This is a genomic window from Actinomyces sp. HMSC065F11 (genome assembly GCF_001813085.1).
GTDB lineage: Bacteria > Actinomycetota > Actinomycetes > Actinomycetales > Actinomycetaceae > Gleimia > Gleimia europaea.
On sequence record NZ_KV811484.1, the window covers coordinates 149,213 to 161,299 of the forward strand.

Genomic DNA, 12,087 nt, shown 5'->3' on the forward strand with positions numbered 1-12,087 from the left:
GGAATCAGTCTTCATTCCCCTTGATAAACTTGAATCCGCCGGCGACGCCGAAACCACCAGGTTGGGAATCAGTCTTCATTCCCCTTGATAAACTTGAGAAGAGGCGTAGGCAATATGCGTTGATGTTGGGAATCAGTCTTCATTCCCCTTGATAAACTTGAGGCCCGCAAATTCTCGTTGAATTTGCGGGCCTCAAGAGGTTTTTAACTCAGAAAAAAGCAAGCTGTTCGGGAGCTTTTTCTGGTTTCTCTTCCACTGCGTTGGAATATTTAGCCATCCCGGACCATTGTTTGTCAGTCAAAAACAAGATCCGAACCTTGCCTCCATACGGAATGTTCGATTTGATAATCCTAAGCATGCGAGTGTCACTTCCACCCGCGGGCGTATACCGCGCATAGATGGAGAACTGCACCATGCTGAACCCAGAATCAAGAAGGATCGTGCGGAACCTGTTAGCAAGCCGAACTTGTTCATTGGTTTTCACAGGCAGGTCAAACATGACAAGCAGCCACATAGGATCATCCGCCACGGCTAAGTACCTTAACAGGGTTCCAAGCAGGTATATCTAACTTGTCTATCTCTCCTTCAACATACCGACCGTAGCTTTGAGCGAGCATTTGAAAAACTGTGGGAATGCTATGCCCTTCATCTGAAAACGGGCCACAGGCAATGGCAACTAGATCTGCCCTAGCCTCTTCTACAGAACACTTTCCCGATAGAAATAGTTCAATAACGGCCAAATCGATTGCTGGACGAAATACCTCCAACAAGTCATCAACCAGGCAAAACATGTTGGCCCGATTTCTGTGGAATATCCCGAGGCTAGGTTCAAGGCCTGCAGCTAAGACTGCTCTAATACCGTGCCCGCGGGCAATGGTGTATGCGTAGTCAAGCATCCCATTGATCCCACCGCCCTCCCCAGGAACGCGAGTGAACGTAGAGCCGCATAGAGCTTTCCAATAAAACCTGGCTGCTTGCCCTTCCACATTCGTGGTGTCGCCTGATCGAACACTCTTCGCAAACCTATCCAGCAGAACATATTCCGGCTTGTCTAATGCGCGCAAGCAGTCTCGCTGGCCCTGTATTTTCGTTTTCACGAGAATTTTCCATGCTTGCTTCCGTCTTGGCTCGGACAGTGATGCTTGCGCGCGCCGGCGTGCGGCAACGCGAGAATGATCGGACCAGCCGAACCCGCCCGCTTCTGGCACTCCCCTCCAGTCACATAACAGCACAACCGCATCATTTTGAAACAGTCGGTGCAACGCTGCACCAGAAATAGTGGCTCCCATGCCCAGCAGAAGAACTGCCACATCTACGGCTGCTATCTCCGTAGGGGAAGCCTTGTTGGGTGAGATCACCACTTTGCCACGTTTAGCGGTGATCTCACCCTGCAACTGAGTGCAATCTATGATGCGCCAGTTGCTAGACATCTTGCTCTGGGTCAATCGTCCAGGTAACTGGGAAGTTTGCCCTGGACTTGTACCGGACCCGTCCCATGCTATCTCGCCTCACTACGGTTAAACCGCCAGCGCTAATGAGTTGCGATAACGGGACCCTCCACCCCTTGACCGAGATGATCTCAGCGAGATTTCGCGAAACCTCCTCGGGCAAACCTTCTGATGAAAGCAGAACCGGCTTAAGGTTAATCCTGCGATTATCCTCTAAGCCTATTAGCGTCCATCGGGTAATATCCGGAAACTCTTTATTGAATTCAACTATTTTGTCCGTGCTGAACAAACTGGAATCGACCACAAATTCGTCGCCGACAACAATCCATCCGAGATACTCTGCCTCACCGTTTTGAATCGCGGTGCGTAACTTTATACCGGCATCTCGCATAGAAACTGACTGCGGTTTCAACGGAGCTTTAAAGAGATCCTCGTGCCTGTGCCGTTGCAGGTCCTGCGCAAAAACGCGCACCATTCCGTAACTAGTCTTCTTACCTGCCTTATAGCGGTAAATACGCGCATGGTGAATGGTGTTTCCGAGCGCAACAGCACCACCACGAACCTTCAAATAGGCCGAATAACTGGGGAACATCTCCACCTCGTCATCCGCCCTAAAGTGAGTTCCATTGACCACGATTTCTCGTTGCGGATTCTCTGGTAGCCCCTTGGACCACACAAAATCAGGCTGTCGCGTCAGCGCACACCACAGGGCCTCCGTTGAAACCCTGTCAATGTCTTTCATACTCCACGTAGCGCCAACCTTGTGACGAACTAGCCTGTCCACCTTATCCGCGTGCGCCCTACCGTCACCCAAACGAAGACGGACATTGGAGAATACTGGAATCCCATCATTAGCGAGTGCCTCATTAAACAACTCGGACAGAATCCGCATCTGCTCAAGCCACTTCTCGTAAATAACACGAGCGCCCGGATCAGCTGGATCACCACGGAACGTCTTCCAAGTTTCTGTGCCTTCACTAAAACGCTCCTGCTGGCGCAAGCTATTACGTTGCAGCAACGTCTTGGCTACCGAATTACGCATGAGCGCAACCGTTGCAGCGTCCATTGCGTGGTGACGTCGATCCAGCCTGGTCTTCCCCGGGCCGCCAATGAAATTCAGGCGATTCTCCATGCCCGAAGCCCGGCGCGCCCAAGCCGTAACCTGACCGCGGAACACAAAGACCTTAGTTTCATTCCCGCTCTCTAAGAAGTGGTACCTGATCCTATGGGCAAGCTCGCGCGCCATCCATGCAACCGATTCCATGGACCGCTCATCAATCTCCGGATCAAGCTCGGTTCTTGACAAACGATCCTTCACCGACTGCTGTAGCTTCTTAAAGTCCGCGTTGGGAATACCACCGTCATTGTTCCAAAACTCAACGCGACTAACCGCCTCTTCAACGCTCACGCCCGGGAATGGCCGACTACTAGCCCAAACAGAGAACGGAATATTTGTCTTAGATTCATTACAACGGCTACAAACCGCAACCAAGTTATCCATCGTGTTACGCGAACCAACGCCCTTACGGGGAACAATGTGGTCCATCTCCGAGTTTTGGAAGGTGATCGCACCACCACAGTAGGCGCATTCACCATTTTGTCGCTGCAGTGCATACAGGCGGCGAATATCTGAAGTGCGGTTACTCTCCACGTTGAAGCTGTCCTTCAAGCGTTCACGCGCAGCCTGATTCTGCTTGTAGCGGTGCTCATTTTGGCGCTCAATCTCATGCGCTTGCCGCTTAGACATGAACCCGTCACGAACATGCTCGATATTTACACTCACCGGCGCTCCCCACGCCTCTTCAGCTCCCAACAGCCACCTGTTAACAGCCTTGAGGACGCGGTCCACAGCCGGATTTCCTACAGGCTCATCGATCGAATCTGCAGGAGGCGCCCAATCGTCATCCACCCCAAACTCGTTCTTGCGCGCCTGGTGCAAATCATCACCGTGCACCAACATTCGCTGCGTGAGCCTCTCAAGTGAGTTCACCGAATACGCTGCCCGCCCAATCGGAAGTTTAAGCGCATCAAGCGTTGCCAACTGCTCATCATCCAACGAACCAATGAGTTCAAGAGCATCAGCGTATTTAACGTCTTCCTCGTCAATCACTGACGAGTTAGACAAGCAATCAACTAAAGCACCGCGATTCTGCTCATCTGCCTTCTTCCACCAGTCTTTTACCGGCTTCAACTTAGATGCGTTCAAAATCCTGACATGCGTTTCGTTAATTGGCGGACGTGCTGCAGCACGCTCACCGTCTGCAGTTGCAGACGCAGTACCACGCAAATACTGGCGTTCAACACCGATGTAATCGGCAATATCAATCCACGTTGGCGCCTGACGTTTGGACCAGGTATTCAAGTAACCAACTATCTGGTTCTTAACTTCCAGCGGAATCGACTCAACCTCGCCAGTATTCGGATTCTTAATGCGAAGATTAGCCACAACCGTTGCGATTCGATACTTCTGGAACGCAGGATGAGCCTTCTCTGCACGGTAATGGGCACCCTGGCCGGGCAGTGCATCCTTCTTAACCCGCTTAGCTGCAGAACCCCTGGGGCTCTTACTCTCAAAGACCGCTAGAACCAGCTTGCGAACCGTCTGGTCATCCAATCCCTGAACACGCGCAATCTCTAAAAGCTCATTCGCGTTATCACTCTGCAAAGTCTTACCAAGAATCGGATTCTTTGGCTTATCCATCGGACCGGTGCGACGAAGATTCACTTTGGGAGACAAACCTGCGGCTACCACAAGCTCTCCCAAAGTCAGGTTATTTGGTAGCTCGTAGCCAATCAGATCCTCAACCCGCTGTTTAAACGCTACATACTGATCGCTCGGCTCAGCAGGTTGCAACAACGTACGCTCATGAATCCACGGCGAACGCCACCCCCGGTGACGCACAATATGTCGCACAGCTACAGACAGCTTCTGCGCCCGCTCATCAGGATCGTCAATAAATCCCTCCACCAGCTCGGCTCGAACGCGCCACGGATAGTAAGGGTCGCTCTGATCTTCCAAATTGATTAGCGGCCAACCTAAATCCGTTATTAGCCGGTCAAGCTTTTCAAGACGCTTGCGCTTACGCACCAACCTTCTACGTGCGCGGCGCGCAACACCAGCAGAAGCTAGCCGCGTTGTTTGCGTTTTTGCCTGCTCGGGATCAATGCCCGCATCATGCTTCAACACGCAGGAGTTAAGAATACGAATAGGAAGATCCTGATCGTTCAGTTCTATAGCTGCAAAACCAATAGAGTTCTGTCCCACGTCCACGCCGACGCGGTATTTAAGATGTGAAGTAGCCATATGTAACTATTAGCAGACGCCACGGACATTAAATGTGGATATGTAGCTACTATTCCCAATCCGTGCTTCCAAAAAAATATCGGGCCTTGCGGCCCGATGGAGCAATCGATAAACCCGCTAACGAGGCGGGCCTTATTGAGAAATCAGTCTTGATTACAAGTTTACAGCCGTAGTCACACTTGCGCAAGCAAAATGGCGCGGAGCTTCCGGAATCGTGCGCCGCCATTTGCGCCTCACGGCGAGAATCAATATTGGATTCGCTTGGCACGCTTGACTGCGGACACAGAAGCACATATTTTGCGCGAGGACTCTTGAAACCAATTTTCCACGTAGAGTCAAAATGGGTGTAGATAGAAGACCTGAAGCTCACGCTACTACTAACCGGATTATTGCCTGCTTCACTAAAATGCCATCTGGCAAATATGCACCGGTTTGTTATACGATGGACGCAATCGTTCAGCCCGCCTCGACCTCATGCGAGAGCGGGCTGGATCTCTATCTAGGCTCGGAGTAACCGCGGTGACCAGAGCAATAAAACAAGCAGCCACAATTGTTGATCACGTGGCACGGTTGCGAGATCGTGGCATGGAAGTAGACGCCACCTTGGCTAAGCAGTGGCTCACTTACGTGAGTTACTACCGCTTGTCAGCGTATTGGTATCCAGCCAGAGTAATGGATGCTCAAGGAAGACGAACCGATCGACTCAAACCAGGGATTAGCTTCAGCGACGTCGTTGCACTTTACGAAGCGGATCGGAAACTACGTGCGCTTGTTCACGATGGTATGGAACGAGTTGAGATAGCCATGCGCACACGTGTGAGTGAACTACTGGTCAAAAAAGATCCACTGGCATATACAAATCCGAAAATCTTCCGCTCCAAATTCGACCATAAAAAGTGGATGGTTACTGCTAAAAAGCGAATTTCCCGTGCAGGGGCTCGCAATGAGGCAATTAAGCACTACCGCGATGAATACGAAGGAGAATACCCATTCTGGGTGCTGACTGAAGTTCTAGATTTCTCCGACATTTCACGCCTATATGAAGGATTACCTGCATCCGACCAACGAGCTATCGCCGAAGATATGGGAATCAAACTAGACCTCAAGCAACTATCCAAATGGCAGCAGGAAAAGGCCAAACGCGAGTCCCCTCTAGTCCGTTGGATGGAACAGTTAACGATCGTGCGCAATTACTGTGCACACCACGCCAGACTTTGGAACAAATCATTTGCCCCAGCACCCACACCTGCACTACGCACACTACCCGAATTCGCCCTCCTACCCGAAGGACAAAGTGAGCAAATATTTGGCGCGCTAGTGGTAATGGCAAATTTAGTTCGCACCACATCACCGAAAACCACGTGGCCAGACAAAGTCAGTGGCCTCATACGCAATGACTTCTTGACCAATCCTCTTGTAGATCCAGAAAGTCTTGGATTACCCGAGGATTGGAACGGCAAGTTCTGAAATTGCTCGTCCTTCCACGGGATAACGGTTCGATCGAACGAAAAAGGCGCGGAGCTTCTGGAATCATCCAGACGCTCCGCGCCTCTTCAGTCAGCCTTTACAGCATGCAGGAAACACAGCCTTCAACTTCGGTTCCCTGAAGCGCCATCTGGCGAATACGCATGTAGTACATCGTCTTGATGCCCTTACGCCACGCGTAAATGTAAGACTTGTTCAAGTCGCGCGTTGAAACCGTGTCCGGGTAGAACAGCGTGAGCGACAAGCCCTGATCCACGTGCTGAGTTGCCACAGCATACGTGTCGATAATCTTCTCCGGACCAACCTCGTAGGCGTCCTGGTAGTACTCCAAGTTCTCGTTCGTCATGTACGGAGCCGGGTAGTACACGCGCCCAATCTTGCCTTCCTTACGGATCTCAATCTTCGAGGCAATCGGGTGGATCGACGACGTCGAGTTGTTGATGTAGCTGATCGAACCCGTAGGCGGAACCGCCTGCAAGTTCTGGTGGTACATGCCGTACTCGCGCACATTCGCCGCCAGCTCACGCCAATCATCAGGCGTTGGCAAGTACACGTTGGAGCTTGCAAACAGGCCCTTCACCTTATCGGTCTTCGGCACCCACTCGCCCTCAATGTACTTCTTGAAGTACTCACCCGAGTAGTACTGCGAATCCTCAAACCCAACAAACGTTTCCCCGCGCTCACGCGCAATCTTGTTGGACGCCTTAATTGCCTGGTAAACCACGGCATAGAAGTACATGTTCGTGAAGTCCAAAGCCTCTTGCGAACCGTAGAAGATTTCTTCACGAGCCAGGTATCCATGCAGGTTCATTTGACCAAGGCCAATGGCGTGCGACATCTGGTTACCACGCTCAATGGACGGGGCAGCCGCAATATTTGCCAGGCCCGAAACCGCGGTGAGGCCGCGGATAGCTGTCTCAACCGTAAGCCCAAAGTCAGGCGAATCCATCGACTTCGCAATGTTCATCGAACCGAGGTTGCAAGCAATATCCTTACCAACCTTCGCGAACGTCAGATCCTCGTTGTACTCCGAGGGCTCCGACACCTGGAGGATCTCCGAACACAGGTTGGACATAGAGATACGGCCCTTAATCGGGTTTGCACGGTTCACCGTGTCCTCAAACACGATGTACGGGTATCCCGACTCAAACTGGATCTCTGCAATCGTTTGGAAGAAACGACGAGCGTTGATCTTCTTCTTGTGGATCTTCGGGTTCTCCACCATTTCGTGGTACTTCTCAGTAACCGAAATCTCCGTGAACGGAACGCCGTAGACGCGCTCCACGTCGTACGGGCTGAACAGGTACATGTCCTGGTTGCGCTTAGCCAGCTCGAACGTGATGTCTGGAATCACCACACCAAGCGAGAGCGACTTAATGCGGATCTTCTCATCGGCGTTCTCACGCTTCGTGTCCAAGAACGACATGATGTCGGGGTGGTGCGCATGCAAGTACACGGCACCAGCGCCCTGGCGAGCACCAAGCTGGTTCGCGTACGAGAAGGAATCTTCAAGTAGCTTCATTACCGGAACCACGCCGGAAGACTGGTTCTCGATCTTCTTGATCGGCGCTCCGGCCTCGCGCAAGTTCGTCAGCGACAGCGCCACACCGCCACCACGCTTCGAAAGCTGCAACGCCGAGTTAATGCCGCGCGCAATCGACTCCATGTTGTCTTCCACGCGAAGCAAGAAACATGAAACGAGTTCGCCGCGCGCCCTCTTGCCCGCGTTCAAGAACGTGGGGGTTGCCGGCTGGAAACGACCCGAAAGGATCTCATCCACCATCTTGACCGCAAGTTCCTCATCACCTTGCGCCAAGTACATGGCAACCATGACAACGCGGTCCTCAAAACGCTCCAAGTAGCGCATCCCGTCAAACGTCTTCAACGTGTAAGACGTGTAGTACTTGTACGCACCAAGGAAGGTTTCGAAACGGAACTTCTTGTCATACGCGTGGTCATACAGCGACTTAATGAACTCAAAGCTGTACTGATCCAGAACTTCCTTCTCGTAATAGCCCTCTTCCACCAGGTAGTCGAGCTTTTCCTTCAGCGTGTGGAAGAACACCGTGTTCTGGTTGACGTGCTGCAAGAAGTACTGCCTTGCGGCCTTCTTATCCGCATCAAACTGAATCTTGCCATCACGGTCATACAGATTCAGCTGAGCATTCAGCGCATGGTAATCCAGCTCGGGCGGAAGCGCGCTTTCCAACCCCGTGTCAGTCAGATTTTCTGCCAAAATTCTCTCAATCCTTCTTGCACTTTAGAAACATCCTGGCTGGTGCCAAGAAGCTCGAACCGATACATGTGTGGCACACCCAGCTTGCGAGCAATCACATCGCCGGCAAGACCGTAAGCCTGACCGAAATTCGTGTTGCCCCCCGAGATTACCCCGCGGCACAAATCCCGATTCTCTTTCACGTTCAAAAACTTGATCACCTGTTTTGGAACCGCACCCTTCAAGTTCCCGCCCCCGTAGGTGGGAACAATCAGCACGTACGGTTCATGCACATACAAGAACTCATCGCGCGGCAACAGGTGAATGCGCGAGTTCCTAAACCCCAACTTTTCCACAAAACGTTTGGTGTTGCCCGTCGCTGACGAAAAGTACACAACAAGTATGTCCTTGTCCACACTCTTCTTTTCCGACATGACTTACCTTCTGCTCAACTGCTGTTTTACGGGTACTTCTGATTCGAAAGGGTTTCACGCATAGTTAACCCGGCCACCAAATGTGACGGCCGGGTTTGGCTTTAGCCGTTGACTACGAGGGCGGCTTCCTTAGCGATCTTCTTAATCAGATCTGGACGGTAGCCCGCCCAGTGCTGGTCGCCAGCCATAACTACAGGAGCCTGCACGTAGCCGAGCGACTTCACGAACTCAAGCGCATTTGGATCCTCAGTCAGATCGACCTCTTCGTACACCAAATCCTGCTTGTTCAGCGCGCGCTTAGTAGCGTCACACTGGACGCACATCGGCTTGCTGTAAACGGTGATGCTCATGGCATTCTCCTCAACGCTTCTTATCTAAGACCCGGACGAATCCGCGCCTTGTAACTACACTCATGTGATTGTACTAGATGTTTAGCCTGTTTGTAACTTCTAGACACTATACCTAGTGGTTGAGTTACATCACGACCACAATATGGAGCATTTTTGTTCACTCGAGAAAGAGAGGCTGTGGACGGCCTGACGGCAGTCTGTGGACGTGAAACGGCCCTGTATACGCGACCTCACCCCCTCTTCATCACTGTCTGGAACCGGCCATAAACAATGGTCTAACAGGGGTAGGACAAACATTTTGAAAGCCCCAAACCAGACGCTGCTGCGCCCGGTCCAGGGCCTGTTGAAACTGTGGACAATAGATATTCACACGCTGTGGAAACTGTGGAATGGACGGATGTTAAATAGCCTCGAGAATTAGTGCGCCCGGGCGTGTCGCACACTCGTTAACACTCAACGACGTTTACGGCCAGGCCGCCAGCCGAAGTTTCCTTATACTTCGACATCATGTCCAGGCCCGTCTGCCTCATCGTCTCAATCGCCGCATCCAACGGAACCGTGTGACGCCCATCGCCCCACATGGCCATACGCGCCGCATTAATCGCCTTCACCGCCGCGATCGCGTTGCGCTCAATACACGGGATTTGCACCAAACCCGCAACCGGATCGCAGGTGAGACCCAGAGAATGCTCCATCGCGATCTCCGCCGCGTTCTCCACCTGGGGAGCGCTGCCCCCAAACGCCTCAGCCAAACCAGCAGCCGCCATTGCTGAGGCCGAACCGACCTCGCCCTGGCAACCCACCTCGGCGCCCGCAATCGACGCGTTCGTCTTAATCAGCGACCCGATCGCCGTGGCCGCCAGCAAGAACTTACGGGTGGCCTCCAAGCGGTTCGCCTCACCCTCCGGCGTGAAATGCCACAGGTACCCAAGCACCGCCGGAATCACACCAGCCGCCCCATTAGTTGGGGCCGTCACCACGCGGTGACCCGCCGCGTTCTCCTCATTCACCGCGAGCGCATACAAGTTCACCCAATCCATCGCCCGCAACGGGTCGTCCTCACTACACGCCCACTTATCGCCCTGCGCGGGGCCAGAACTACGCCCGCCCAGGCTCTTAAACAGGTTCGACGCGCGCCGCTTCACCCGCAGGCTACCGGGCAGAACACCATCGGTATTGCACCCCGCTTCGACGCATTCCTCCATGGTTTTTGCAATCAAATCGAGGTAGGCGTCCACGTCTTCGCGCGAGCGCGCGGCTTCCTCGTTAGCGCGAACCACATCCGAGATTGCCAAGCCCTCGCGCGCGCACGTCTGCAACAGAGCCGAGGCCGTGGTGAACGGGCAAGGCGCGGCGGTGGCGTGCAGCTCGGCCGCTTGCGGCGTAGCGAGAGCCCGCACGTTTGGTCGCTGCGGATCATCAGACAGGTCTTCCATCACAAAACCGCCACCAACCGAATAGTAGGTGCGCGAGAACTCCTTGCCATCACGCTTCGCGGTAAGCGTCAGAGCGTTCACGTGATAGGGCAAAACGGTGAACGGTGTCATCACGATCGGCTCCATGCGGGCCTCGCACCAACCGCCCAAAAGACTGACCACACCCGTGCTTTCCACACGTTGCGAGATTGACGTGACCACCTCGCCCGGAACGGTATCCGGCATGTAGCCCTCCAAGCCCAGCAACACTGCGCGGTCGGTGGAGTGGCCGCGGCCCGTGGCACCCAGCGAACCGAAAAGCTCCGCGTGCACCACCTGCGGCCTGAAATCCAGCTCGTAAAGCTCCTGCGCGAACGCTTGTGCTGCCCTCATCGGCCCAACCGTGTGCGAAGACGAGGGGCCCACGCCAATCCGGAACATATCGAACACGGAGAGGGGGCGCACCGAATCCTCAACATCAATCAAACCGGAAATCATGCCGGCAGGGCTTGGCCCATCCACGTGGGCCGGAGCGGCAGAAGGTTCAAAAACCATCGGGTTCCTTGAGCTAAATTAGGTTTTACGACATACCAGCGAAAGCGGGCACATGCACATCCTACGAGATTTACACGCAAGCACTGATCTTAAAACGGTCGCTATCGCAGCTGCCATGGATATGGAGACCGAACCGCTCCTTGACCTCACCAGCTTTGGGCCAAGCGTTGACATTGCGGGCCAAAACTGGCGTGTAGGCGTTTTTGAGGGGGAGGCGGGGCCACTCCAACTTTGTGTTATCACCACGGGCATTGGCCTGGCTAACGCCGCGAGCGCGGCCGCCCGAGCGCACCTGGTTTTTGGAGAAAACTTATGCGCATACATGTGCGGCGGCACCACGGGTGGCCTGGGCGCGCAAACAAGTGTGCGAGATGTTGTTGTGGGTACTGCCTTCACCTACTCGCGGGCCGATGCCACCGCCTTTGGCTACGCGCCCGGGCAGGTTCCCGGCATGCCCGAGCAGTACTTCGCGGATCCGGCACTGGTAGAGAAAGCTCGAACCGCCCTCGCGAATGAAAACTCGCCCGGCGATCTTTCTGCGGCTGACCGTCCTGAGGGGGCCAACCAATCTGCAGATTCTAACCACGTCCAGGGCACGGGCAAGGTTTGGTTTGGCCAAGTGGCCTCTTCTGACGCTTTCATCACCGCGGCAAACGTGGAGCAAATGCGTGAGACTTTTCCCGCCGCCCTCGGTGCCGACATGGAAACCACGGCGGCCGCCCAGATTTGTGCCCGCGCCGGCGTGCCGTTCATTTCTGTGCGGGCAGTCTCGGACCTTTGCGGACCCGCCGCCAACCAAGACTTCCACATCGACGGCGAAGTAGCGGCTCGAATTTCCCGCTACGCTACTGAGAATTTCCTAAATCACATGTATTAGCGCA

9 protein-coding genes are annotated in these 12,087 nt (G+C 53.8%); 2 read left to right on the forward strand and 7 right to left on the reverse strand.

The window, feature by feature from the left end:
• Positions 1–208: 208 nt before the first annotated feature.
• Genes cas2 through cas9 form a run of 3 tightly spaced genes read right to left on the reverse strand, consistent with a single transcriptional unit; the run spans position 209 to position 4,752 of the window.
• Positions 209–529 (reverse strand): CRISPR-associated endonuclease Cas2, encoded by a 321-nt coding sequence (gene cas2, locus HMPREF2891_RS08015; RefSeq protein WP_083311314.1) that lies wholly within the window; start codon positions 527–529, stop codon positions 209–211.
• A complete protein-coding gene (gene cas1, locus HMPREF2891_RS08020; protein WP_070664883.1) occupies positions 519–1,430 on the reverse strand; it encodes a type II CRISPR-associated endonuclease Cas1 in 912 nt (303 codons plus the stop codon). Before cas1 ends, cas2 begins: the two co-directional genes overlap by 11 nt.
• Positions 1,423–4,752: a type II CRISPR RNA-guided endonuclease Cas9 gene (gene cas9, locus HMPREF2891_RS08025; RefSeq protein WP_070664885.1), complete on the reverse strand. Its 3,330-nt coding sequence runs from the start codon at positions 4,750–4,752 to the stop codon at positions 1,423–1,425. The genes cas1 and cas9 overlap by 8 nt, the downstream gene beginning before the upstream one ends.
• Positions 4,753–5,337: 585 nt before the next feature.
• On the opposite strand from cas9, the gene HMPREF2891_RS08030 reads away from it, so the two are divergent.
• Positions 5,338–6,219 carry an Abi family protein gene (locus HMPREF2891_RS08030; protein WP_261666858.1) on the forward strand — a complete coding sequence of 294 codons (882 nt, stop codon included), beginning with the start codon at positions 5,338–5,340 and terminating at the stop codon, positions 6,217–6,219.
• Positions 6,220–6,316: 97 nt separating this feature from the next.
• Here HMPREF2891_RS08030 and nrdE read toward each other — a convergent pair whose 3' ends face one another.
• The 4 genes from nrdE to HMPREF2891_RS08050 all read right to left on the reverse strand — a co-directional run bounded on the left by nrdE (position 6,317) and on the right by HMPREF2891_RS08050 (position 11,206).
• Complete coding sequence (gene nrdE / locus HMPREF2891_RS08035; protein WP_070664887.1) at positions 6,317–8,473, reverse strand: class 1b ribonucleoside-diphosphate reductase subunit alpha; 2,157 nt, start codon at positions 8,471–8,473, stop codon at positions 6,317–6,319.
• Positions 8,458–8,886, reverse strand: coding sequence for a class Ib ribonucleoside-diphosphate reductase assembly flavoprotein NrdI (gene nrdI, locus HMPREF2891_RS08040; protein ID WP_070664889.1), 429 nt, complete (start codon positions 8,884–8,886; stop codon positions 8,458–8,460). The genes nrdE and nrdI overlap by 16 nt, the downstream gene beginning before the upstream one ends.
• A 101-nt stretch (positions 8,887–8,987) precedes the next feature.
• Positions 8,988–9,236 (reverse strand): glutaredoxin-like protein NrdH, encoded by a 249-nt coding sequence (nrdH, locus tag HMPREF2891_RS08045; RefSeq protein WP_034508458.1) that lies wholly within the window; start codon positions 9,234–9,236, stop codon positions 8,988–8,990.
• A gap of 446 nt (positions 9,237–9,682) precedes the next feature.
• Positions 9,683–11,206: an L-serine ammonia-lyase gene (locus tag HMPREF2891_RS08050; protein ID WP_070664891.1), complete on the reverse strand. Its 1,524-nt coding sequence runs from the start codon at positions 11,204–11,206 to the stop codon at positions 9,683–9,685.
• A gap of 52 nt (positions 11,207–11,258) precedes the next feature.
• On the opposite strand from HMPREF2891_RS08050, the gene mtnN reads away from it, so the two are divergent.
• Positions 11,259–12,083: a 5'-methylthioadenosine/S-adenosylhomocysteine nucleosidase gene (mtnN, locus tag HMPREF2891_RS08055; RefSeq protein WP_070664893.1), complete on the forward strand. Its 825-nt coding sequence runs from the start codon at positions 11,259–11,261 to the stop codon at positions 12,081–12,083.
• Positions 12,084–12,087: the final 4 nt, after the last annotated feature.

Excerpts from the sequence above, each read along its gene's own strand:
- nrdH (WP_034508458.1), bottom strand. The coding sequence starts at position 9,236 with ATGAGCATCACCGTTTACAGCAAGCCGATGTGCGTCCAGTGTGACGCT.
- nrdI (WP_070664889.1), bottom strand. The coding sequence starts at position 8,886 with ATGTCGGAAAAGAAGAGTGTGGACAAGGACATACTTGTTGTGTACTTT.
- cas9 (WP_070664885.1), bottom strand. The coding sequence starts at position 4,752 with ATGGCTACTTCACATCTTAAATACCGCGTCGGCGTGGACGTGGGACAG.
- HMPREF2891_RS08030 (WP_261666858.1), top strand. The coding sequence starts at position 5,338 with ATGGAAGTAGACGCCACCTTGGCTAAGCAGTGGCTCACTTACGTGAGT.
- mtnN (WP_070664893.1), top strand. The coding sequence starts at position 11,259 with ATGCACATCCTACGAGATTTACACGCAAGCACTGATCTTAAAACGGTC.
- HMPREF2891_RS08050 (WP_070664891.1), bottom strand. The coding sequence starts at position 11,206 with ATGGTTTTTGAACCTTCTGCCGCTCCGGCCCACGTGGATGGGCCAAGC.
- cas1 (WP_070664883.1), bottom strand. The coding sequence starts at position 1,430 with ATGTCTAGCAACTGGCGCATCATAGATTGCACTCAGTTGCAGGGTGAG.